The following is a 23,696-nucleotide window of genomic DNA, read 5'->3' as shown; positions in this document are numbered from 1 at the left end:
GCGGTGGCGCACGTAGGTGCGGGCCACACGCTAGCGCCTCCCCGGCAGGGGGCCCAACGGCGCCGTGCGGGTCAGGCCCGGAAGTCCCGGGCCACCTGCAGCAGACGGTCGTTGGCCTCGGTCTCGCCGATCGTCACCCGCACGCCGTCGGTGCCGTAGGGCCGCACGGACAGCCCGGCCTCGGCGCACGCCGCGACGAGCTCGGGCGTGCGCTCCCCGACCGGGAACCACACGAAGTTCGCCCCGCTCTGCGGCACGTCCCAGCCGGCCTCGGCGAGACCGGCGACGACGCGCGAGCGCTCGGCGACGAGCTCCTTGACGCGCACCTCGAGCTCGTCGGCGGCCTGGAGGGAGGCGACGGCGGCGACCTGGGCGAGGGTGTTGACGCCGAAGGGGGTCGCGGTCTTGCGCAGCGCCTCGGCGACCGGCTCGTGGGCGACGGCGTAACCGACCCGCAGCCCGGCGAGGCCGTACGCCTTGGAGAAGGTGCGCAGCACGACGACGTTCGGCCGGTCGCGCAGGATCTCCAGCGCCCGCACAGGGTCGTCGTCCTGCACGAACTCCAGGTAGGCCTCGTCGACGACGACGAGGACGTCGGTGGGCACGGCGTCGACGAAGCCGACGAGCTCGTCGTGCCCGACGCTCGGGCCGGTCGGGTTGTTGGGCGTGCACACCATGACGACCTTGGTGCGCTCGGTGATCGCGGCGAGCATCGCCGGGAGGTCGTGGCGGTGCTCGGCGGTGAGCGGCACCTGCACCGAGGTGGCGCCGGAGAGCGCGACGACGATCGGGTAGGCCTCGAAGGAGCGCCACGCGTAGACGACCTCGTCGCCGGCGTCGCACGTCGCCTGCATGATCTGGCCGAGCACGCCGACCGACCCGGTGCCGGTCGCGATGCGCTCGCGGGGCACGTCGAGGTGGGCGGCAAGGGCGTCGGTGAGCGCGCTGACACCCATGTCCGGGTAGCGGTTCATCGTCGCGGCGGCGTCGCGCACGACGTCGAGGACCGACGGCAGCGGCGGATAGGGGTTCTCGTTCGAGGAGACCTTGTAGACGGTGAGGCCCTCGCGGGCCACCGGGGGCTTGCCGGCGACGTAGGCGGGCACGGCGTCGAGCGCGCCGCGCAGGCGCACCGGGGTGTCGGTCATCAGTCGTCGTCCCCGTCGGGCAGGACCCAGCCGAGCACCATCGAGACGACGGTGATGATGACCGCCCCGAGCACGGCGTCCCACCAGAAGTCGCGGATGGCGAAGGACAGCCCGAGCGGCTCGCTGATCCACTCGGTGATCTGCAGCATGAAGGCGTTGACGACGAAGGTGAAGAGCCCGAGCGTGAGGACGATCGCCGGGAAGGACAGGACCTTCGCGATCGGCTTGACGACGGCGTTGATCACGCCGAAGAGGAGGGCGACGAGCAGGACCGTCGTGAACTTCGAGGCGAAGGTCGAGCCGTCCTCGCCGAGCGTGATGCCGTCGACGAGGAACGCCGCGACCCACAGCGCGATGCCGTTGACGACGACCTTGATGAGGAAGTTGGCCATGGGGTCAGTGTGGCAGTGAGCGAAGGGGGGATCACCCTGTCGTAGGTCGTCGACACGCCGACGCCGTGCGAGCACGTGCGTCGGCGGCGGTCCTCACGGGCAGCGCGCCACAGGTTGCGGATGGGTCTCGACCGCGGGAGCATGCCTGACCCCCCGTGCCCGCTGGTGGCACCATGACCCCACCGGGCGCCACCCGCGCCCTCGGATACACGGAGGAACCCTCATGCGTCGTGCCCCCCTCGCCCTGGCGGCCTGCTTCGCCCTGACCACCTCGCTCGCCGCGTGCGGGTCGGACTCCCTCGAGGACCCGGGCGCCAGCGGCTCGTCGAGCTCGGCCACCGAGTCCGTCGACGTCAAGACCGACGACGAGCTCGCCGCCATGGTGCCCGCCGAGATCAAGGAGAAGGGCACGATCTCCGTCGGCTCCGACGCGTCCTACGCGCCCAACGAGTTCCTCGCCGACGACGGCAAGACCGTCGAGGGCATGGACGTCGACCTCTTCGACGCGGTCGCCACCAAGCTCGGCCTGGAGACGAAGTGGAGCAACGGCGGTTTCGACACCCTCATCGCCGGCATCAGCTCGGGCAAGTACGACGTCTCGGTGAGCTCCTTCACGATCAACGACGAGCGCAAGAAGCAGGTCAACATGATCAGCTACTTCGACGCCGGCACCCAGTGGGTCACGACGAAGGGCAACCCGAACAAGGTCGACCCCGACAACGCGTGCGGCATGAACATCGGCGTCCAGAAGGGCACCGTGCAGGTCGACGACCTCGAGGCGCGCAGCAAGAAGTGCGAGGAGGCCGGCGAGGAGCCGATCAAGTCGGTCGTCGAGCAGGAGCAGAGCAAGGTCACGACGAGCCTGGCCTCGGGCAAGGTCGACGCGATGCTCGCCGACTCCCCCATCGCGCTCTACGCCGTCAAGCAGCAGGGTGACACCCTCGAGGCGCTCGGCGACATCTACGACTCGGCCCCCTACGGCATCGTCGTGCCGAAGGACCAGACCGAGCTCGCCGACGCCATCGCCGAGGCGCTGAAGTCCATCCAGGAGGACGGCACCTACGAGACGATCCTCAAGAACTGGGGCAACGAGTCCGGCGCCATCGACGACTTCGCCGTCAACCCCTGATGACCTCGGCCTCCACGAGCAGCACGCCGCCCCCTTCGCCCGAGGGGGGCGGCGTCGCCGCGACCGGCGGCGACCGCCCGGGTCCCATCGAGGCGGTGCCCGTGCGGCACCCCGGCCGCTGGGTGGCGATCGTCGTCCTCGCTCTCGTCGCGGCGATGATCGTCTCGAGCTTCGTCACCAATGCCCGCTGGGACTGGCCCTTCGCCTTCCGGGTGATGAACTTCAGCCCTGTCCTCGAGGGCCTCGTCAAGGGCACGATCCTCGCGACCATCGGCTCGATGATCATCGGCATCTCGCTCGGCGTCGTCGTCGGCATCATGCGGCTGTCGAGCAACCCGGTGCTGCGCGTCGTCGGCCTGGCGTACACGTGGTTCTTCCGCGGCATCCCGCGCCTCGTGCTCGTCTTCCTCTTCGGCTCGGGCATCGGCTACCTCTACCCGCGCTTCGACATCGGGCCCTTCCCCTTCAGCCAGCAGCTCGCCGGCTTCCTCGGGCTGTCGAGCGACCTCACCATCGCCACCCTCAACGTCAACGACATCTCCTCGACCCTCATCTGGGGCATCATCGCGATGGGTCTGTCCGAGGCCGCCTACATGGCCGAGATCGCCCGTGCCGGCATCCTCTCGGTCGACGACGGCCAGCGTGAGGCCGCCGCAGCGCTCGGCATGAGCCCGAGCCTGTCGATGCGCCGCGTCGTGCTCCCCCAGGCGATGCGCGTCATCATCCCCCCGACCGGCAACGAGACCATCGCCATGGTCAAGGACACCTCGCTGCTCGCCTACCTGCCGCTCGGCACCGAGCTGTTCTTCCAGGCCCAGGCCGTGAGCAGCCGGACCCTCAAGGTCATGCCCTCGCTCGTGGCAGCGACGATGTGGTACCTCGTGATCACCACGGTGCTCATGATCGGGCAGTACTACCTCGAGCGGCACTTCGGGCGGGGTTACGGCGCGACGCGCGAGCAGTCCACGGCCCACACGAAGAAGAACCGGATCCTCGGGAAGGGCGCCTGATGACCAGCAGCGCACGCACCATGCCTCTCGTCCACGCGGTCAACGTGCACAAGGCCTTCGGACGTAACGAGGTGCTCAAGGGCATCGACATCGACGTCGACGAGGGCGAGGTCGTCTGCCTGCTCGGGCCGTCCGGCTCGGGCAAGACGACCTTCCTGCGGTGCATCAACCAGCTCGAGGACATCCAGGCCGGTCGCATCTGGGTCGACGGCGACCTCGCGGGGTACACGGAGAAGAACGGCAAGCTCCACCGGCTCAAGGACAAGCAGGTGGCGGCGCAGCGCCGCGAGATCGGCATGGTCTTCCAGCGCTTCAACCTCTTCCCGCACATGACGGCTCTCGAGAACGTCATGGAGGCGCCGATCAAGGTGCAGGGCCGCAAGAAGACCGAGGTGCGGGCCGAGGCCCTCGCCCTGCTCGACACGGTCGGCCTCTCCGACAAGGAGTCGGCCTACCCCGCCCAGCTCTCCGGCGGCCAGCAGCAGCGTGTCGCCATCGCCCGGGCGCTCGCGATGAAGCCCAAGCTCATGCTCTTCGACGAGCCGACCTCGGCGCTCGACCCCGAGCTCGTCGGCGAGGTGCTGCAGGTCATGCGCGACCTCGCCGCCCAGGGCATGACGATGATCGTCGTCACCCACGAGATGGCCTTCGCGCGCGACGTCGCCGACCGCGTCGTCTTCATGGACGGCGGTGTCGTCGTCGAGCAGGGCGACCCCAAGACGGTCATCAACAACCCCCAGCACAACCGGACCAAGGCCTTCTTGTCCCGGCTGCGCAGCGAGCACGAGCAGGTGGCCGCCGCCGCCCGCGACCTCGTCGTCTGACCGGTCACCGACCGACCTGAGTCGCCGTCACCCCGCCGTGGGTGGCGGCGACTCGCGTCTGCCGGGCCGGCGTCTCGGTCCCGGGGCGCGACGAAGGGCGAGCCCCCCTTCGCGCCGGTGGTCTCGAGGCTCGCGCCCGGAGGGCGCGTCGCACCTCGACCACCAAACGGGCTCGGTCCCTGAGGTGCGAGCGCCAGCGAGCCTCGAAGGGCCGGGGGCCTCGAGGTGACACGTAGGGTGCTGCGGTGCGACGGGTGCGGGGGCTGCTGGCGGACACGCGGCCGTTGCAGATCCCGGAGTACCGGCGGCTCTTCGTCGGGCAGGCGGTCACCGTCGTGGGGGCCCAGCTGACCGTCGTCGCGGTGCCGGCGCAGATCTACGGGATGACCGGCAGCTCGGCCTACGTCGGGCTCACCGGCCTCTTCGGGCTCGTCCCGCTGCTCGTCTTCGGGCTGTGGGGCGGCTCGCTCGCCGACCACATGGACCGCCGGCTGCTGCTGACGATCACGACGTGGGGGCTCATCCTCACCTCCGCCGCCCTGTGGCTCCAGGCGCTCGCGGGGAGCACTGACGTCTGGCTGCTCCTCACCATCTACGCGCTCCAGCAGTCCTTCTTCGCCGTCAACCAGCCGACCCGCGGGGCCGCGATCGCGCGGCTCGTGCCGGCCCCCCTTCGCCCGGCCGCCAGCTCGCTGTCGATGACGGTCTTCATGGCCGGGGCCATCGCCGGGCCGCTCATGGGCGGCGCGCTCATCCCCCTCATCGGCTACGCGTGGCTCTACCTGCTCGACACGCTCACCCTCTTCGCGACGCTGTGGGCGGTCGTCGGGCTGCCGCCGCTGCCGGTCGAGCACGAGGCCGACGCGCTGCCGTCCAGCCCGGGGCTGCGCTCGGTGTGGGACGGCCTGCTCTACCTGCGCGGGCACCCGGTGCTGCTCATGTCCTTCGTCCTCGACCTCGTCGCGATGGTCTTCGGGATGCCCCGCGCGCTCGTGCCCGAGATGGCGCACCTCGACTTCGGCGGACCGAGCGAAGGGGGGCTCGCCTTCGCCGTCCTCTTCGCCGCGATGCCCGTCGGGGCCTTCCTCGGCGGGGTCTTCTCCGGGTGGGTCTCCCGGGTTGAGCGGCACGGCGTGGCGGTCGCGGGCGCGGTCGTCGTGTGGGGCGGCGCGATGGTCGGGATGGGGGTGGCGGTCATGGCCGCCGGCGGGAGCCTGGGGCCGATGCTGTGGGTCGCCGCGGGGTTCTTCGCGCTCGGCGGTGCTGCCGATGTCGTCTCGGCGGCCTTCCGGACCGCGATGATGCAGAGCGCGGCGACGGACGCGATGCGCGGCCGGATCCAAGGGGTCTTCCTCGTCGTCGTCGCGGGCGGGCCGCGGGTCGCCGACGTGCTGCACGGGGCGGTGTCGCCGGCGCTGGGGGCGGGTGCGACGACCGCGCTCGGCGGTGGGCTCGTCGTCGTGCTCACGCTGGTGCTGGCGCGGCCGGGCTCGCCCTTCGTGCGGTACGTCGCGCCTCGGGCGTAGGGGCGTTGGGAGTGGTGGTCTCGAGGCTCGCGCCCTGAGGGCGCGTCGCACCTCGACCATCGCAGCCCGCTTCGCACCTCGACCACCACAGCCCCCCTTCGCACCTCAACCAGGCCGACCCGGCTGCCCCTCCCCCTTCGCCGCGGGTTACCACGCCGTAAGGGTCGTGATCACCCCACGTACGGCGTGGTAGGCGGGTCGATTGGGCAACTACTACGCGATGTCGTAGTGTGTACGACGACATGTAGTACTACTCCATCGTAGGACAAGGGGAGCCCGTGGACACCGTGGACCTCGCGCGGTGGCAGTTCGCCATCACGACCGTCTACCACTTCTTCTTCGTGCCGATCACCATCGGTCTCTCCGCGCTCGTCGCGTGGTTCCACAGCCGATGGCTGCGCAGGCACGATGAGGACGACATGAGGCTGGCGAAGTTCTTCGGCAAGCTCTTCACCATCAACTTCGCGCTCGGTCTCGTCACCGGCATCGTCCAGGAGTTCCAGTTCGGGATGAACTGGAGCAGCTACAGCCGCTTCGTCGGTGACATCTTCGGCGCCCCGCTCGCGCTCGAGGCGCTGCTCGCCTTCTTCCTCGAGTCGACCTTCCTCGGGCTGTGGATCTTCGGCTGGGGCAAGATCCCCGAGCGCCTCCACGTCGCGTGCATCTGGCTCGTGCACATCGGCACGCTGCTCTCCGCGTACTTCATCCTCGCGGCGAACTCCTTCATGCAGAACCCCGTGGGCTACCGCTACAACCCCGAGACCGGGCGGGCCGAGATGGCCGACTTCGTCGCGGTGCTCACCAACGAGGTGCAGCTCGTCACCTTCCCCCACGTCATCGCGGCCAGCTACATGGTCGGCGGCGCCGTCGTCATGGCCGTCGCGCTGCACAAGATGCGCCAGGCGCACCGCGGCGAGGCCTCGACCCTGCCCGGCGTCGGCGGGCCGGGCGAGATCCCGATGTGGCGCCGCGCCACCCGTCTGGGCGCGGTCGTCACCCTCGTCGCCGGTCTCGGCGTCGCCGTGTCCGGCGACCTCCAGGGCAAGGTGATGACCGAGGTGCAGCCGATGAAGATGGCCGCCGCGGAGGCGCTCTACGAGACCCCGCCGGACGGTCAGTGCGCCCCCTTCTCGGTGCTGACGATCGCCGGGCTCGGCGGTGAGAACCCGAAGCACGTCATCGAGATCCCCTGCCTGCTGTCCTACCTCGGCACGGGCAGCTGGGACGGCCAGGTGCAGGGCATGACCGAGCTCGAGCAGGAGTACCGGGCCCGTTTCGACGACGGCGAGCTCACCCAGGCCGACACCTACATCCCGCCGATCGCCATGTCCTACTGGAACTTCCGGCTCATGATCGGCGCCGGGCTCTTCGCCGCCGGGGTCGCCGCGCTCGTCCTCGTCGCGACCCGTCGGCGGGCGGCCGGCGTGCCGATGCAGCGCTGGTGGAAGCCGCTCCTCGTGCTCGCCCCGGTCGCCACCGTCGTCGGGCACAGCTTCGGCTGGATCTTCACCGAGGTCGGCCGGCAGCCGTGGGTCGTCCACGGCGAGATGACGACCGCCCAGGGCGTCTCGCCCTCCGTCGGGACCGCGGACGTGTGGATCTCGATGACCGTCTTCACCCTCCTCTACGGCGCCCTCGCCGTCATCGAGGTCAAGCTCCTCCTCGCCTACATCGCGAAGGGCGCCGAGCCCTTCGAGGAGCCACGACAGCTCGCGGACGACGACGAGCTCGCCTTCGCCTACTGATCGCACCCAGGGACTCTCACCATGGAACTCACGACCTTCTGGTTCATCCTCCTCGGCGTCCTGTGGACGGGCTACTTCGTCCTCGAGGGCTTCGACTTCGGCGTCGGCATGCTCGTGCCCGTCCTCGGCGGGACCGCGCGCGGCGACGCGCCGGGCGCCCCCGAGCAGGAGAAGCGCCGCCGCGTCCTGCTCACCTCGATCGGCCCCTTCTGGGACGGCAACGAGGTGTGGCTGCTCACCGCCGGCGGCGCCACCTTCGCAGCCTTCCCCCACTGGTACGCGACGATGTTCTCGGGCATGTACCTCGCCCTCCTCCTCGTCCTCGTCGGCCTCATCGTGCGCAACATGGGCTTCGAGTACCGGCACAAGCGGGACTCGGAGGCCTGGCGAAGGGGGTGGGACGCCTGCATCGTCGGCGGCTCGGTGGCCGCGCCGCTGCTCCTGGGCACCGGCCTGACGAACCTCGTCCACGGCCTGCCGATGACCGCCCACCTGGCCGGCTCGACGACCTACACCGAGTTCTCGGGCACCCTCCTCAGCCTGCTCAACCCCGTCAGCCTCCTCGGCGGCATCACCATCACCGTCCTCTGCCTCACCCACGGCGCGCACTTCCTCGCGCTGAAGACGCAGGGAGAGGTGCGCGAGGGCGCCCGCGCCGTCGCCGCTCGCGCCGGGGTCCTCGCCGCGGTGCTCGCGGTCGTGCTGCTCGGCTGGCTCGGCGCCGAGCGCGGCTCGACCGTCTCATGGGTGACGACCGTGGTCGCCGCGGTCGCGCTGCTCGCGGCCCTGGCCGCCAACGCCCGCGGCCGGGAGGGCTGGGCCTTCGTCGGGACCACCACGACGATCGTGCTCACGGTCGCGACGTACTTCCTCATGCTCTTCCCCAACGCCATCAACGGCCGCGGCGACGACCCGGCCCTGACGCTCGACGCAGCCGCCAGCTCGCCGCTGACGCTGCAGATCATGACGTGGGCGGCACTGATCTTCACCCCCGTCGTCCTCGCGTACACGGCATGGACGTACTGGGTCTTCCGCAAGCGGATCAGCACCCACCACATCCCGGCCGCCGCGGCGTCGGTGCACTGAGGCGACGATGGCCCCCTTCGACCCCCGTCTCCTGCGTCTCGTGCCCCGGGCACGCGGCCCGGTCGCCCTGCTCGCGGGCATCGGCGTGCTCACCGGGCTCGCGACGATCGGGACGGCCTGGGCGGTCACCGCGCTCGTCGTCGCCGTCGTGCGCGATCAGCCGCTCGGCGCGCCGGCCCTCGCCGTGGGGATGACCCTGGCGGCACGCGCGGGGCTGGCCGCCGTCGGCGAGCAGGTCGCCGCCCGGGCCGGGGCCACGGTGAGCACCGCGCTGCGCGAGCAGCTCGTCGGGGTCTGGCTGACCCGCCCGGCCGAGCAGCGCCCGGCCTCGGGCACCGCGCTCACGCTCGCCGCGCAGGGGGCGGCGAGCGTCGAGCCGTACGTCGCGAGGTACCTGCCGACGCTCGTGAGCGCCGCGGTCGTGCCGCCGATGGCGCTCGTCGCGCTCGTCCTCACCGACTGGCCGAGCGCCCTCGTCGTCGTGCTCACGCTCCTGCTGCTCCCTCTCTTCGCCGCCCTCATCGGGATGACGACCGCCGAGGACACGCAGCGCCGGTGGCGGGCCCTGAGCGACCTGTCGGGCCACTTCCTCGACGTCATGTCGGGCCTGCCGACCCTCGTGGGGTACGGACGCGGCGAGCGCCAGGTCGCGAGCATCGAGCAGGTGAGCCGGCGCCACCGCCTGGCGACGATGCAGACCCTGCGGCTCGCCTTCCTCTCCTCCGCCGCGCTCGAGCTCCTCGCGACGATCTCCGTGGCGATCGTCGCCGTCCTCGTCGGGCTGAGGCTCACGCACGGCAGCATCGAGCTGTCCGCCGGCCTGCTCGCGATCCTCCTCGCGCCCGAGGCGTACTGGCCGGTGCGCCGCGTCGGCACGGAGTACCACAGCGCGGCCGACGGGGCCGAGGCGCTGCGCGACGTCGTCGACCAGCTCGAGGGCGGGTCGGCCACCACCGCCACGCCGGCGCTCACGACCGGGGGCGACATACGGGCCCGTGGGCTCGGCTACCGCTACCCCGGCAGCGAGCGCGACGTGCTGCGGGGCCTGGATCTCGACGCGCGCCGCGGCCTCACGGTCGTCACCGGCCCGTCGGGCACGGGCAAGACGACCCTGCTCGAGCTGCTCGCCGGGCTGCGCACCCCGACATCGGGCTCCGTGGACGCGCCCTCGGCCCACCTCGTCACCCAGCGGCCGTTCTTCGCGGCCCCGACGGTGCGCGGCAACCTCGTGCTCGGCAGCGACGCGAGCGACGCCGAGGCATGGGCGGCGCTGCGGGCCGTCGGGATGGAGGGTGTCGTGGCCGCGCTGCCCGACGGGCTCGACACCCCCGTGGGCGACGACGGCTTCGGGCTGTCGGCGGGCCAGCGGGCCCGGCTCGTCCTCGCCCGGGCGATGCTCTCCCCCGCCGGCGTCGTCCTGCTCGACGAGCCGACCGCCCACCTCGACGACGAGGCGACCGCCGCGGTGCACGCCGCGATCACCGTCCTCGCGCAGGAGCGCACCGTCGTCGCCGTGACCCACCGACCCGAGCTGCTGGCCCTCGCCGACCACCACGTCGAGCTCTCCCCCCTTCGCCCTCCCGCCGAGGTATGGCAATCGGAGCTCCAGGAGGGGCCCCGGGAGACAGATGCCCATACCTCGGCGAAGGGGGGTGCGCTCGCGTGAGCGGCATCATCCGCACCAACCGCATCAACCACATCGTCCGTGTCGACCGGCGACTCGTCGTCGCGGGCCTGCTCGGCGGCGCGGCCTCCGCCTGCGGGGTAGCCCTCACCGCGACGTCGGGCTGGCTCGTCGTCCGGGCGGACGAGCGGCCGCAGATCATGCTCCTGCTCACCGCTGTGGTCGCAGTGCGCACCTTCGGGCTGGGGCGGCCGGTCTTCCGCTACCTCGAGCGGCTGCGCAGCCACGACGCCGCCCTCGCGGACCTCGCCCGCCGACGCGCCGAGACGTACGCGCGGCTCGTGCCGCTCACCCCCGCCCGGCTCGGTCGCCGAGGGCGGGCCGACCTGCTCACCGGGGTCGTCGACGACCTCACCGACGTCACGGAAGCCCCGGTCCGGGTCACCGTGCCGCTGCTCGGGGCATTGGCCGCGGGCATGCTCGCGAGCGTGCTCACTGCCGCGCTGGAGCCGGCCGCAGGGCTCGTCCTCGTCGCCATGCTGCTCGCGTGCGCCGCCCTCGTGCCCCTCGGGCACCGCCTCGAGGCCGCCTCGCAGGACGAGGTGCTGCAGGCCCGCGCCGAGGTGGCTCGGGTCGCGCACCTCGCGACCCGGCACGCGGACGAGCTGCGCGCCGTCGGTGGGGAGCGGACCGCCGCGCACTGGCTGCGCGACGCGCACGGCACCCTGCGACGGGTCGTCGTGCGCCAGGCGCGAGGGCGCGGTCTCGTCACGGGAGCCGTCCTGCTCGTCACGGCCGCGGGGACCGTGGGCTGCGCGCTCGTCGCCGCGGCGAGCGACGTCCCCCCGCCCGTGCAGGCGCTGCTCGTGCTCACCCCCGTCGCGACGGGCGAGGCGCTCGGCGTGCTCGCGGACGCCGTCCGCGCACTGGCCCGCTCGCGCGCCGCCGAGCGCCGGCTCGACGCGGTGCTCGACCAGGCCCCCGCCGTGCGCGACGCCGATGCCGCCTATGCCGCCGCGGGCGACGTCCTCGCCGGCGCACGACGTGCACCCCGTCTCGAGCTGCGCGGCGTCACCGCGTCGTGGACAGCGGGTCAGACCCACCTCGGACCGGTCGACCTCGTCATCGAGCCCGGCGAGCACGTCGCCCTCGTCGGCGCCAACGGCAGCGGCAAGTCCACGCTCCTCGCCGTCCTCGCCCGGCACCTCGACCCGGTGCGAGGGCGCTACCTCGTCGACGGCCGCGACGTCGCCGAGCTGCCGGCGGCCGCCGTGCGCTCGCTCGTCGCGGTCGTCGACGACGAGCCCCACGTCTTCGCGACGACGCTGCGCGAGAACCTGCGGCTGGCCCGCCGCCCCGACGAGCCCGCTCCCGAGGACGAGCAGCTGCTCCTCGCCCTTCGCTCCGCCGGTCTCGGCGACTGGGTCGCCGGCCTGACCGACGGGCTCGACACCCGACTCGGCACCTCCGGGCACGGGATCTCCGGCGGCGAGCGCACCCGCCTGGCGATCGCGCGGGCCCTGCTCTCCGAGCGGCCCGTGCTGCTCCTCGACGAGCCCGGCGCGCACCTCGACCACCCCACGGCCCGGGCGGTCCTGGCCGATCTCATGAGCGCAGCCGCAGGACGTACCGTGGTGCTCGTCTCGCACCACGGGACCGGCGTCGACCTCGCCGGCTGGGTGGTCGAGCTCGACCGCCCCACGACGAGAGAGAAGGTGGCTGCACATGCCTAGCTCGCGCAGCTCGTTGGGATCGCTGGAGCGATCGGTCATGGATGTCCTCTGGGCGCACGACGGGGAGCACGGGCTCACCGTGCGCGAGGTCCTCGACCGGGTCGAGACCGGCAAGACCCTCGCGTACACGACCGTGATGACGGTGCTCACCCGGCTCACCGAGAAGGGGGCGCTCGAGCGCGAGCAGGACGGTCGCGCCTGGCGCTACCGCGCGGCCTCGAGCCGTGAGCAGATGACCGCCGACGCGATGCGCGGACCTCTCGACGGGTTGCCCCACGAGGAGCGGACGACCGCGATCCTGCACTTCATCGAGGAGGCCTCGCCGGGTGAGCTCGCGAGCCTGCGGGCCGCGCTCGACGCCGTCGAGGAGCGAGCGACGAAGGGGCCTCGACGAGGGCGATGACCGCGATCCTGCTCGTCGCGCTGGGGGTGCTGCTCGTCACCGCCGCCCCCCGGGTGCTCAGCGCCCACCCCGGGCTGCGCCGCTCGCCCCGGCCGGCCCTCATGCTGTGGCAGGCCACCGCGCTCGCCGGCATCATCTGCGTCGTCGCCGCGGGACCGATCGCGGCGGTCACGCTCTGGCCGCTCACCCGGCACGGGCTCGACACGGCGGCCGCCCTGCTGGCGCTCGTCGCGAGCGCGCTGACCCTGAGCATGCTGCTCGTCAACGGGCATGTCGTCGGGACCACGCTGCGGGCCGCGCGCCGCCGGCACGAGGACCTGCTCGACCTCGTCGGCGACGAGCTCGACCGCAGGGTGACGGTCGTCGAGCACCACACGCCGACGGCCTACTGCGTGCCCGGCCGGCACCGCCGCGTCGTGCTGTCGAGCGCGACCCTGCGCGAGCTGCCGCAGGACGAGCTCGAGGCGGTGCTCGCGCACGAGCGGGCGCACCTCGCCGAGCGGCACGACCTGCTGCTGGAGTACTTCACCGTCACCCACAGCACGGCCCCTCGGTGGCTGCGCTCGAGCCGCGCGCTCACCGAGGTGCGGCTCCTCGTCGAGGTGCTCGCCGACCGCGCCGCCCGGCAGCACGTCGGCGACCTGCCGCTCGCCCGGGCGCTCGTGCGCCTCGCCGGGTCGCGCACCCCCGAGGCGATGCTCGGGGTCGCCGAGCACGGGCTCGTGCAGGCCCGGATGGAGCTGCTCGCTGACGACCCGGCCCCGCAGTGGCACGCCGCCGGGGTCTACGCGCTGGTCACGCTCGTGTACCTGCTGCCGCTGGTGGTGCTCGCCACGACGCTCTGAGCGTCGGGGTGGTGGTCTCGAGGCTCGGGCGCGGGGCGCCCGTCGCGCCTCGACCAGCAACAGGAGGCTTCCCCCTTCGCCCGAGATCTTGACGGGCGCGTGGGTTGCAACCAGGGCTGCTGCCAACGTCTCGGGGTGGTGGGCTCGGGCGCGGGGCGCCCTTCGCACCTCGACCAGCGACAGGGGGTGGTCTCGAGGCTCGGGCGCGGGGCGCCCTTCGCACCTCGACCAGCAAGAGGAGGGTGGACAGGATTTTGCACTTCGGGGGCGAGGGTGCAAAATTGCACCTTGTGAGTGAGAGTGCAAGCAGTCGGCGGTCGGCCCGGGCCCGTCAGATCCACGACGTGGCTCAAGAGCTGACCCTCGAGCACGGGTACCACGGGTGGACGCTCGCCGATCTCGCCGAGCGGGTCGGCGTCTCGCGACGCACCCTCTTCAACCACGTCGAGTCCAAGGAGCAGGCCGTCCTCGGCCCGCGCCCGGTCGTCGACGAGGACGCGCTCGTCCTCTTCCGCCAGGGCGGTCCCACCGGCCGCCTCCTCCACGACGCGGTGCACCTCGCCATGTCGCTCATCTCCGCCAACGAGCCCGGCCCGGCAGACCTGCGTCGCTTCCAGCGCGTCCTGCTCTCGGACCCGGCTCTCGCCGAGGCCGCCATGCGCGGCCTCGTCGAGGTCCTCGAAGACCTCGTCCTGCGCAGCGCCGACCGTCCGGGGATCACCCCCGAGACCGCCCGCCTCGCCTTCGACCTCACCCTCGGCCTCGTCCGGCACGCCGGCGAGGAGACGACGGGCGAGAGCTCGACGACGACGCTCAACACCCGCCTGCGCGAGCTGCTCCCCCTCGTCGACGAGATCGTCGCCCCGCACCCGCAGACCGCGGGCTCGTAACCCCCCTTCGTCCCCCGCCGTAGCGCCGACGTCGCCGCCACGGACCGCAGTCCACCGCCCGACATCAGGAGACCCACCCATGGCCCACGCCCTCTACCGGCTCGGCAAGGCGGCCTATCGCCGCTGGCCCGCCGTCTTCGCGATCTGGATCGCGCTCGTCGTCGCCCTCGGCGCCGTCGCCGCGACCCAGAGCAAGCCGATGGTCGACACCTTCTCGATCCCCGGCATCCCCTCCGAGCAGGCCATGGACCTGCAGAACGAGCTCTTCCCCGGCTCCGGCGACGCCCTCGACGAGGCCACGGTCACCGTCGTCGTCGCGGCCCCGGAGGGCGAGAAGCTCACCGACCCGGCGAACGCGAAGGCGCTCGACGCCCTCCTCGCCGACCTGCGCGAGACCCCGCAGACCGACGCGCAGACCGCGAAGGAGGCGATCGTCTCCCCCGTCGACGCCGCCGCGGGCGTCGAGAAGCAGCTCACCGACGCGGGCAAGCAGAACCGCACCCCGCAGGCCGTCACCGACGCCAACCTCAGGGCGGTCTCGCCGCTCAGCGAGGACGGCCGGATCGGCACCCTGTCGTGGGACCTCGACGTCGACTCCGTCGGTGACGTCGAGCAGTCCACCCGCGACGCCATCGAGGCCGACCTGCAGACCGCCCGCGACGCGGGCCTGCAGGCCGAGGTCAACGGCTCGGCGATGCAGGGCATCCCCGAGACCGGCGGCACGAGCGAGCTCATCGGCATCGCCTTCGCGCTCGTCGTCCTCGTGCTGACCTTCGGCTCGATCGTCGCCGCGGGCATGCCGATCCTCTCGGCCCTCGTCGGCGTCGGCATCGGCGTCCTCGGCGTCTCGATCGCCACGGTCTTCACCGAGATCGGCACGACGACCCCGATCCTGGCCACGATGCTCGGCCTGGCCGTCGGCATCGACTACTCGCTCTTCATCCTCTCGCGCTACCGCGCCGAGCTGCGGCACGCCGACCGCGAGGAGGCCATCGGCCTGGCCGTCGGCCGCGCCGGCTCCGCCGTCGTCTTCGCCGGTCTCACGGTGATCATCGCGCTGGCCGCCTTCTCCGTCGTCGGCATCCCCTTCCTCACCTCGATGGGTCTGGCCGCGGCCGGGACCGTGCTCGTCGCCGTGCTCGTCTCGCTGACCTTCATCCCCGCCCTCATGGGCGCCCTCAAGGGCAAGGCCTTCGCCGGCCGCGTCCGCCAGGACCACATGGTCACCGAGGGCGAGATCATCAACAACGGCACCCGCTGGGCGCACGTCGTCCAGCGCAAGCCAGTCGTCATGGCGCTGGCCGTCGTCGCCCTCCTCGTCGCCCTCGCGGTGCCGATGAAGGACATCCACCTCGGTCTGCCGACCGACTCGACCGCCCCGACGGACACGACCCAGCGCAAGGCCGCCGACCTCGTCACAGAGGGCTTCGGCGCCGGCCGCCAGTCGCCGCTGCTCGTCGTCGTCGACGCCCGTGACGTCGCCGACCCGAAGGCGGCGCAGGATTCCTTCGGCGCCGTCACCCAGTGGGCCGCCGGGCAGGAGGGCGTCGAGAACGCCCAGGTCGCCCAGGTCAACGAGGACGGCACCGGCGCGATGGTGCTCGTCACCCCGACGACGAGCGGCGACGACGTCGCCACCGAGGACCTGCTGCACTCGCTGCGCGACGGCCAGGGCGGCATCGAGGACCAGACCGGCGCGACCGTCGGCGTCACCGGCCTCACCGCGATCCAGGTCGACGTCTCCGAGCGCCTGCTCGACGCGCTCGTGCCCTACCTCGCGGTCGTCGTCGGCCTCGCCTTCGTCCTGCTCATGATGGTCTTCCGCTCCGTCCTCGTGCCGCTCACCGCGACGCTGGGCTTCCTGCTCTCGGTGCTCGGCACCCTCGGCGCGACCGTCCTCGTCTTCCAGGAGGGTCTCTTCGGGCTGGTCGACCCGGCGCCGCTCATGAGCTTCTTGCCGATGCTCGTCGTCGGCATCGTCTTCGGGCTGGCGATGGACTACCAGGTCTTCCTCGTCACCCGGATGCGCGAGGCCTATGTGCACGGCGAGACGGCCCCGGCCGCGGTCGTCGAGGGCTTCCGCTTCGGCGCCCGGGTGGTCACCGCCGCGGCGGCGATCATGATCTCGGTCTTCGCGGCCTTCGTCCTGCAGGACGACACCCTCGTGAAGTCCATCGGCTTCGCGCTCGCAGTCGCGGTCCTGCTCGACGCCTTCCTCGTGCGCCAGGTCCTCATCCCCGCGACGATGTTCATCCTCGGCGACAAGGCGTGGTGGCTGCCGCGCTGGCTCGACAAGGTCCTGCCGAACGTCGACGTCGAGGGCGAGTCACTCGCCCGTGAGGGCGGTCGGCACGCCGGCCCGGTGGCCGACGAGGACGAGAGCGAGCTGGAGACCGCGGGCGCGGGCTACACCCCCCGCCACGGCGACTGAGCCGACCGGTCGAAGGGGTGGGGGCAGCCACCCCTTCGACCGGGCAGCGCTCCCCCTACCGGGGGACCGAAGGGGGTCCTAGGCTGACCTCCGGCGGCCGCAGGGGCCGCCTCTCGCACGCACACAAGGGGTCGCCCTCATGCCCATCCACGGCTCGCTCTTCACGGACTTCGAAGAGCAGAAGACGCAGGACCAGTTCTCGCTGCAGAACAAGAAGCTGCTGAAGATCCAGATGGGCTACGGGCCGGTCTGGGCCAAGACCGGCTCGATGGTCGCCTACCAGGGCGACATCCGCTTCGAGAACACCGGTTCCGGCGGGCTGGGCAAGATGTTCAAGGCCGCCGCCACCGGCGAGGGCGTGAAGATGATGCGGGCCACCGGCGCCGGCGAGCTCTTCGTCGCCGACACCGCCTCCGAGGTCCAGGTCATGTACCTCGAGAACGACATGATCTCCGTCAACGGCTCGAACATCCTCGCCTTCTCCGACTCGATCCAGTGGGACATCCACCGCATCCAGGCCCGCGGCGCGGCGATGACGGGCGGTCTGTACAACGTCACCCTGCGCGGCACCGGGTACGTCGCGATCACGACGAAGGGGGAGCCCGTCGCCCTCGACGTCGCGACGGCGCCGACCTTCGGCGATGCCCAGGCGGTCGTGCTGTGGACGGCCGGGGTGTCGATGGACATCCGCGTCGACACCGGCGGCTTCAAGTCGATGGTGCGCGGCGGCACCGGGGAGACCTTCCAGATGGCCTTCGGCGGCCAGGGCTACGTCCTCGTGCAGCCGGCCGAGTCCGTCGTCGACGGCGGGCACAAGAGCAGCAGCAGCTCGCTCGGGGACATCCTCGGCGGCTGACCCGGTCGGCCCGCCCCGGGCGGCGCCCCCGCAGCACGCGGGTAGGCGTCGCCCGAGGGGGACGTACGCTGGCCGGGCCCTACCGACACACGAGAGGACGAGATGTCTGACATCCCGTACGCGGCCGACTCCGGTTACTCCGACCCCGACACCCTCGGGGCCATCCCCCCGGTCGTCGCCGCCACGTACTGCGCCCACTGCGGCCGCAGCGCGAACAAGTCCGGCCACGCCGCCTGCACCCAGGCCCTGGCCACCACCCCGCCCACGTACTGCACGACCTGCCGCCGCGAGCTCACGGTGACCAGCGAGGGGCAGCAGTGGACCGCCACGTGCAAGAAGCACGGAGAGAGCAGCGGGAGCGTCGCGGCCTGAGCCGCGGTTGACGAAACCCTGACCAGCCGCTCACGCGGTGGTCATCAGCAGGGCGCCGGGGGTGCACCCCGGCGCACGAGCATCGCGGTCATGGAGATCACCCGCCGCACCGTCCTGTCCGGTGGCGCCGCCGCCGGAGCCCTCACCGTCCTCGCCGCCCCCGGCAGCGCCACCGGCGCCCCCGGCACCCGCCCCCTCGCCCGCTCGGCGAGCCCGCGGGTGTCCCCCTTCGAGCTCGGCGTCGCCTCCGGCGACCCCCTCCCCGACAGCGTCGTCCTGTGGACCCGGCTCGCCGTCGACCCCACCGCCGAGGACGGGCTGGGCGGGATGGCCCGCCGCCCGTACGCGGTGCGGTGGGAGATCGCCCGCGACCCGCAGATGCGCCGCGTCGTCGAGCGCGGCGTCGTCGAGGCGCGCGCCGAGAGCGGCTACGCGGTGCACGTCGAGCCGCGGGGGCTGCAGGCCGGTCGCGAGTACTGGTACCGCTTCCGGGTCGGCGGCCACCTCAGCCCCGTCGGGCGCACCATGACCGCGCCCGCCCGGCACGAGATGCCGGCCGTGCTCGCGATGTCCTTCGCCAGCTGCAGCCAGTACGAGCACGGGTACTTCACCGCGTACCGCCGTCTGGCGCAGGACCAGCCCGACCTCGTGCTCCACCTCGGCGACTACCAGTACGAGTACACGAAGCAGTCCTACCTCTCCCCCACGGGCAACGTCCGTGACCACGACGGCCCCGAGACAGTCGACCTCGCGAGCTACCGCCAGCGCCACGCCCAGTACAAGTCCGACCCCGACCTGCAGCTCGCCCACGCCACCGCGCCGTGGCTCGTCGTGTGGGACGACCACGAGGTCGACAACAACTGGGCCGACGACGTGCCGGAGAACTCCGACGCCGCGCAGTGGAACGACACGACCGCCCGCTTCGTGCGGCGCCGCGCCCAGGCCTTCCAGGCGTACTACGAGAACATGCCGCTGCGCCGGGCCTCCGTGCCGCGCGGCGCGGACATGAAGATCTACCGCCGGCTGCACTGGGGCCGTCTGGCGACCTTCCACATGATGGACACGCGCCAGTACCGCGACGACCAGGCCTGCGGCGACGGCTGGACGATCGACTGCGACGAGCGCCTCGACGAGACCCGGTCGCTGCCCGGCATGGCGCAGGAGCGCTGGCTGCTCGACGGCTTCGAGCGCTCGCGGGCCCGCTGGGACGTGCTCGGCCAGCAGGTCTTCTTCGCCGAGCAGGACGCGCTCGCCGGCCCGTCGTACCGCACCTCGATGGACGGGTGGGACGGCTACGTGCCCTCGCGCCGGCGGATCACCCAGGGCTGGGTCGACGCCGGGGTGCGCAACCCCGTCGTGCTCACCGGCGACGTGCACAAGCACTGGGCCAACGACCTGCGCCTGGACTACCAGGACACCGACTCGCCGGTCGTCGGCTCCGAGCTCGTGTGCAGCTCGATCACCTCGACCGGTAACGGCAGCCCGACGTGGCAGAGCCCCAACATGGCGCTCAACCCGCACCTGCGCTTCTCCGCCGACCAGCGCGGGTACGTGCGCACCGCCATCACCAAGGAGAAGATGAGCGTCGACTACCGCTCGCTGCCGAGCGTGACGACGACGGACGCCGCCGCGTACACGCAGGCGTCCTTCGAGCTGCACGACGGGCAGCGCGGGCTGGAGCGCACACGCTGAGTCCCCGCCTCACCGGTGCGGTGCGGCGCCGCGGCTAGGATCGGCCGCGGCGCCGCACGGCGTCATGACGCCGACGGCAGGGGGTGAGCGCGGGTGCGCATCGCGGTCGTCGGCGCCGGCAGCATCGGCTGCTACATCGGGGCCCACCTCGCCTCGGTCGCCGACGTCACCCTCGTCGGCCGGGCCCGGGTCGTCGACGCGATCTGCGAGCAGGGGCTCACGGCGACGACGATGCGCGGCACCGCCTGGCACGTGCCCGCCGACCGGCTGCACCTCGACACCGAGGTGAGCGCCGTCTCCGGCGCCGAGGTCGTCCTCGTGACGACGAAGACGGTGACCAACCACGACATCGCGGCCCAGATCGGGCCGTACCTCACGACCGACACGGTCGTCATCTCGCTGCAGAACGGCGTGCGCAACGCCCAGGTCCTCGACGAGGGCCTGCAGCGCGCCTTCCCCTCGCGGGCCAGCCGTCCGCTCGTGCTCTCGGCGGTCGTGCACCACAACGTCGTCGCGACGGACGACGCGGTCTACCTCGCGACGACGAGCGGCGGCATCACCGTCAAGGACCACCCGAGGGTCGACCCCTTCGTGCGGACCGCGCGACGCGGCGGGCTCTCCGTCGCCGTCGAGCCGGACATGCGCCCGGTGCTCATGAACAAGCTGCTGCTCAACCTCAACAACGCGGTCAACGCCCTGTCCGGGCGGCCCCTGCGCGACGAGCTGCGCGACCCCGACTACCGCCGCGTGCTCGCCGCCTGCCAGGCCGAGGCGCTCGCCGTGAGCAAGGCCGCCGGGGTGACCCCCGCGCGGATGGGCCCCCTGCCCGCCGCCCTCATGCCCGCGGTGCTGCGCAGCCCGACCCCCGTCTTCGCCGGGCTGGCCCGCACCTCGCTCGCGGTGACGCCGCAGGCGCGCAGCTCGATGGCCGACGACCTCGGCCGCCACCGGCGCACGGAGATCGACGAGCTGCAGGGCATGGTCGTCGCGCTCGGCGAGCGCTACGGGATCGCCACCCCCGTGAGCGAGCGGCTCGTCGAGCTCGTCGTCGCCGCCGAGGGCCAGTCGATCTCCGACGGCGAGCACCGCACGTACACCGGTGGCGAGCTGCGCGCGGCGGTCGGGCTGTGAGCCGGCCCTACCGCATCTGCGTCGTGTGCACCGGCAACATCTGCCGCTCGCCGATGGCCGAGCTCGTGCTGCGCGAGCTCTTCGACGCCGAGGGCCTGGGCGACGACGTCGTCGTCGACTCCGCCGGCACGACCGCCTGGGAGGTCGGCAACCCCGCCGACCCGCGCACCCTGGAGGTGCTGCGCCGCAACGGCCACGACCACCCGAGCCACGCGCTGCACCGCGCCCGGGCCTTCGAGCGGCGGTGGTTCGCCGAGCTCGACCTCGTCCTCGCCGCCGACCACGGCCACTACTCGACGCTGCGCCGCCTCGCGCCGACGCCCCAGGACAAGGCGAAGGTGCGGATGCTGCGCTCCTTCGACGCCGCCGGGCTCGCCGAGGCCGAGCAGGAGATGGCCGACCCCTGGTACGGCGACGACGCCGACTTCGAGCGGACGTACGCCGAGGTCGTCCCAGCCGCGCGCGGCGTCGTCGAGCACGTGCGCCGCGAGCTCGACCGCTAGCGCGGACACCGCGTCGCCCGCACCGCGACGTCCTGGGAGGATGACCCCATGCAGAGCCTCGCCGCAGCGACCCCGCCGATCGCCCTCGGAGCCCTCGACGGGCGCTACCGCCCCGTCGTCGCCCCCCTTGTCGACCACCTCTCGGAGCCCGCGCTGAACCGGATGCGCACGCACGTCGAGGTCGAGTGGCTCATCCATCTCACCGAGCGCCAGGTCGTGCCCGGCGTGCGCCGCCTGACCGACGACGAGGTCACGGCGCTGCGCGAGGTCGTGCAGACCTTCGGGCCCGACGAGATCGACGAGATGGCTGCGACCGAGAAGGTCACGCAGCACGACGTCAAGGCCGTCGAGTACTTCCTCAAGGCGCGGCTGCGCCAGATCACGCCCGCCGAGGCCGACCGCGGCCTCGCCGAGCTCATCCACTTCTGCTGCACGAGCGAGGACGTCAACAACCTCTCCTACGCCCTCATGGTCAAGGGCGCCGTCGAGCAGGTCTGGCTCCCCCGCGCCGAGTCGCTCCTCGCCGCGCTGACGACGATGGCCCAGGACCTGCGCGACGTGCCGCTGCTAGCGCACACCCACGGCCAGCCCGCGACCCCGACGACGATGGGCAAGGAGCTCGCCGTCCTCGCCCACCGCCTGCGCCGTCAGGTCACCCGGGTCGCCGGCGCCGAGCACCTCGGCAAGATCAACGGCGCGACGGGCACCTACGGCGCCCACCTCGCGGCCGTGCCCGAGGCCGACTGGCAGGACATCAGCCGGACCTTCGTCGAGGGCCTGGGCCTGACGTGGAACCCGCTGACGACGCAGATCGAGAGCCACGACTGGCAGGCCGAGCTCTACGCCGACATCGCCCGCTTCAACCGCATCCTGCACAACCTGTGCACCGACGTCTGGACCTACATCTCCATGGGCTACTTCGCCCAGGTGCGCGGCCAGGGCACGGTCGGCTCCTCGACGATGCCGCACAAGGTCAACCCCATCCGCTTCGAGAACGCCGAGGCCAACCTCGAGGTGAGCAACGCCCTGCTCGACGTCCTCGCGACGACGCTCGTGCAGAGCCGCCTCCAGCGTGACCTCACCGACTCCTCGATGCAGCGCAACATCGGCACCGCGCTCGGCCACTCGATCCTCGCGCTCGACAACGTCGCCCGCGGGCTCGCCGGTCTCGACGCCGTGCCCGAGGCGATGGCTGCCGACCTCGACGCGAACTGGGAGGTCCTCGGCGAGCCGGTCCAGTCCGCGATGCGGGCCCTCGGCGCCCAGGGCGTGCCCGGCATGGACGAGCCCTACGAGCGTCTCAAGGAGCTCACCCGCGGCCGTCGGATCGGCCAGGAGGACCTCGTGACCTTCGTGCGCGGGCTCGGCCTGCCGCCCGAGGTCGAGGAGCGGATCGCGGCGATGACCCCGGCGACCTACGTCGGCCTCGCCCCCGAGCTCGTCGACCACCTGCGCTGATGGCGACGGGCGACCCGGCGGCCGAGGTCCTCGAGGCCGCCCGCGCCCTGCGCCGGCTCGCCGACGCCCTCGGCGTCGACCTGCGCCCGGTCTTCGCGGACGCACCGGACGACGGGGGCGAGGACGGGGCCGTCGCGGTCCTCGAGGACGCCGACGTCGAGTCCCCCTTCGCCCCGCTCGAGGTGACGACCGCCGTCCTCGGCGTCGACGGCTGCCGCTCCGGGTGGGTCGGCGCCGTCCTGGCACCGGGCCGCCCCCGACCCTCCGTCGTCGTCGCCGGCTCGCTCGAGGCGCTCGTCGAGACCGTCCGCGAGCAGCACCCCGAGCTCGCCGTCGTCGGTGTCGACATCCCCATCGGGCTGCCGGACTCCGGGCTTGCGCGCCGCCGACCGCCTCGCGCGCCAGGCGCTCCCGGGCAAGGCGTCGAGCGTCTTCACGACGATGACCCGGCCTGCCTGGTCGGCGCCGGACCGGGCCACCGCCGACGCGATCAACCGCCCGCTCACCGGTCAGGGCGTCTCGGCCCAGTCCTTCGCCCTCGCGCCGAAGGTGCTCGAGGCCGACCGCTACGTGCGCTCGCGCCCCACCGTGCGCGTGCTCGAGGTGCACCCCGAGGTGAGCTTCGCGGCGATGGCGGGCGCACCCGTGCTGCCGGGCAAGCGCACCGAGGAGGGCGTCGCCGCCCGGCTCGACGTGCTCCGCCAGGTCGGTCTGCTCCCCCCGAGCGTGCTCTCGGGCAGCGGGTACGGCACCGACGACGTCCTGGACGCCGTCGCCGTCGCCTGGACCGCGCACCGGTACGCGACCGGCGCGGCGCACAGCCTGCCGGAGCCGCCGGAGACGGCGAGCGACGGGATCGCCGCGGCGATCTGGGTCTGACCGAGCCACCGGGCGCTCC

At 72.5% G+C, this 23,696-nt stretch carries 22 protein-coding genes; 19 read left to right on the top strand and 3 right to left on the bottom strand.

The window, feature by feature from the left end; genetic code table 11:
* Positions 1-71 precede the first annotated feature (71 nt).
* Together hisC and LIV55_RS11895 are read right to left on the bottom strand one after the other, a co-directional pair.
* On the bottom strand, positions 72-1,148 hold the full coding sequence (gene hisC / locus LIV55_RS11900) for a histidinol-phosphate transaminase (protein WP_229300332.1): 1,077 nt from the start codon (positions 1,146-1,148) through the stop codon (positions 72-74).
* Positions 1,148-1,540 (bottom strand): phage holin family protein, encoded by a 393-nt coding sequence (locus tag LIV55_RS11895; protein ID WP_068272060.1) that lies wholly within the window; start codon positions 1,538-1,540, stop codon positions 1,148-1,150. The genes hisC and LIV55_RS11895 overlap by 1 nt, the downstream gene beginning before the upstream one ends.
* A gap of 223 nt (positions 1,541-1,763) precedes the next feature.
* Between LIV55_RS11895 and LIV55_RS11890 the strand changes: the two genes are divergently transcribed.
* The 18 genes from LIV55_RS11890 (at position 1,764) to purB (ending at position 22,798) form a co-directional block, all read left to right on the top strand.
* Complete coding sequence (locus LIV55_RS11890) at positions 1,764-2,669, top strand: ABC transporter substrate-binding protein (protein WP_068272057.1); 906 nt, start codon at positions 1,764-1,766, stop codon at positions 2,667-2,669.
* Entirely contained in the window at positions 2,669-3,679 is a 1,011-nt protein-coding gene (locus tag LIV55_RS11885) for an amino acid ABC transporter permease (protein ID WP_229300331.1), read from the top strand. The genes LIV55_RS11890 and LIV55_RS11885 overlap by 1 nt, the downstream gene beginning before the upstream one ends.
* Positions 3,679-4,503, top strand: coding sequence for an amino acid ABC transporter ATP-binding protein (locus LIV55_RS11880; RefSeq protein ID WP_308012911.1), 825 nt, complete (start codon positions 3,679-3,681; stop codon positions 4,501-4,503). The genes LIV55_RS11885 and LIV55_RS11880 overlap by 1 nt, the downstream gene beginning before the upstream one ends.
* Positions 4,504-4,748: 245 nt before the next feature.
* A complete protein-coding gene (locus tag LIV55_RS11875; RefSeq protein ID WP_229300330.1) occupies positions 4,749-6,029 on the top strand; it encodes an MFS transporter in 1,281 nt (426 codons plus the stop codon).
* A gap of 278 nt (positions 6,030-6,307) precedes the next feature.
* Positions 6,308-7,774 (top strand): cytochrome ubiquinol oxidase subunit I, encoded by a 1,467-nt coding sequence (locus tag LIV55_RS11870; RefSeq protein ID WP_229300329.1) that lies wholly within the window; start codon positions 6,308-6,310, stop codon positions 7,772-7,774.
* A gap of 21 nt (positions 7,775-7,795) precedes the next feature.
* Positions 7,796-8,860: a cytochrome d ubiquinol oxidase subunit II gene (gene cydB, locus LIV55_RS11865; protein ID WP_229300328.1), complete on the top strand. Its 1,065-nt coding sequence runs from the start codon at positions 7,796-7,798 to the stop codon at positions 8,858-8,860.
* A 7-nt stretch (positions 8,861-8,867) separates the two neighbouring features.
* Positions 8,868-10,526, top strand: a complete 1,659-nt coding sequence (cydD, locus tag LIV55_RS11860) for a thiol reductant ABC exporter subunit CydD (RefSeq protein WP_229300327.1) — start codon at positions 8,868-8,870, stop codon at positions 10,524-10,526.
* Positions 10,523-12,217, top strand: a complete 1,695-nt coding sequence (cydC, locus tag LIV55_RS11855) for a thiol reductant ABC exporter subunit CydC (protein ID WP_229300326.1) — start codon at positions 10,523-10,525, stop codon at positions 12,215-12,217. The genes cydD and cydC overlap by 4 nt, the downstream gene beginning before the upstream one ends.
* A complete protein-coding gene (locus LIV55_RS11850) occupies positions 12,210-12,620 on the top strand; it encodes a BlaI/MecI/CopY family transcriptional regulator (RefSeq protein ID WP_068272040.1) in 411 nt (136 codons plus the stop codon). Before cydC ends, LIV55_RS11850 begins: the two co-directional genes overlap by 8 nt.
* Positions 12,617-13,465 carry a M56 family metallopeptidase gene (locus tag LIV55_RS11845; RefSeq protein ID WP_229300325.1) on the top strand — a complete coding sequence of 283 codons (849 nt, stop codon included), beginning with the start codon at positions 12,617-12,619 and terminating at the stop codon, positions 13,463-13,465. The genes LIV55_RS11850 and LIV55_RS11845 overlap by 4 nt, the downstream gene beginning before the upstream one ends.
* 344 nt (positions 13,466-13,809) lie before the next feature.
* Complete coding sequence (locus LIV55_RS11840; RefSeq protein WP_163562465.1) at positions 13,810-14,355, top strand: TetR/AcrR family transcriptional regulator; 546 nt, start codon at positions 13,810-13,812, stop codon at positions 14,353-14,355.
* 79 nt (positions 14,356-14,434) lie between these two features.
* The gene (locus LIV55_RS11835) at positions 14,435-16,786 is read left to right on the top strand and encodes an MMPL family transporter (RefSeq protein ID WP_123092433.1); all 2,352 of its coding nucleotides are present in this window, start codon (positions 14,435-14,437) and stop codon (positions 16,784-16,786) included.
* 139 nt (positions 16,787-16,925) lie between these two features.
* Entirely contained in the window at positions 16,926-17,642 is a 717-nt protein-coding gene (locus LIV55_RS11830) for an AIM24 family protein (protein WP_123092434.1), read from the top strand.
* Positions 17,643-17,744: 102 nt separating this feature from the next.
* Positions 17,745-18,014 (top strand): biotin synthase auxiliary protein BsaP, encoded by a 270-nt coding sequence (gene bsaP, locus LIV55_RS11825; protein WP_123092435.1) that lies wholly within the window; start codon positions 17,745-17,747, stop codon positions 18,012-18,014.
* Positions 18,015-18,104: 90 nt separating this feature from the next.
* Positions 18,105-19,706 (top strand): alkaline phosphatase D family protein, encoded by a 1,602-nt coding sequence (locus LIV55_RS11820; protein ID WP_229300324.1) that lies wholly within the window; start codon positions 18,105-18,107, stop codon positions 19,704-19,706.
* A 93-nt stretch (positions 19,707-19,799) separates the two neighbouring features.
* Positions 19,800-20,837, top strand: a complete 1,038-nt coding sequence (locus LIV55_RS11815; RefSeq protein WP_229300323.1) for a 2-dehydropantoate 2-reductase — start codon at positions 19,800-19,802, stop codon at positions 20,835-20,837.
* Entirely contained in the window at positions 20,834-21,340 is a 507-nt protein-coding gene (locus LIV55_RS11810) for a low molecular weight protein-tyrosine-phosphatase (RefSeq protein ID WP_229300322.1), read from the top strand. The genes LIV55_RS11815 and LIV55_RS11810 overlap by 4 nt, the downstream gene beginning before the upstream one ends.
* 48 nt (positions 21,341-21,388) lie before the next feature.
* The gene (purB, locus tag LIV55_RS11805) at positions 21,389-22,798 is read left to right on the top strand and encodes an adenylosuccinate lyase (RefSeq protein WP_123092438.1); all 1,410 of its coding nucleotides are present in this window, start codon (positions 21,389-21,391) and stop codon (positions 22,796-22,798) included.
* Here purB and LIV55_RS11800 read toward each other — a convergent pair.
* Positions 22,756-23,235: a hypothetical protein gene (locus LIV55_RS11800; protein ID WP_229300381.1), complete on the bottom strand. Its 480-nt coding sequence runs from the start codon at positions 23,233-23,235 to the stop codon at positions 22,756-22,758. The two genes, purB and LIV55_RS11800, sit on opposite strands and share 43 nt — an antisense overlap.
* On the opposite strand from LIV55_RS11800, the gene LIV55_RS11795 reads away from it, so the two are divergent.
* A complete protein-coding gene (locus LIV55_RS11795) occupies positions 23,138-23,677 on the top strand; it encodes a DUF429 domain-containing protein (RefSeq protein ID WP_229300321.1) in 540 nt (179 codons plus the stop codon). The genes LIV55_RS11800 and LIV55_RS11795 overlap by 98 nt on opposite strands.
* Positions 23,678-23,696 lie beyond the last annotated feature (19 nt).

Origin of the sequence: Janibacter melonis (assembly GCF_020567375.1) — a bacterium.
Taxonomy (GTDB): Bacteria; Actinomycetota; Actinomycetes; order Actinomycetales; family Dermatophilaceae; genus Marihabitans; species Marihabitans melonis.
Note: the sequence above shows the minus strand (reverse complement) of the source record. Positions and strands in the feature narration are given on the sequence as shown.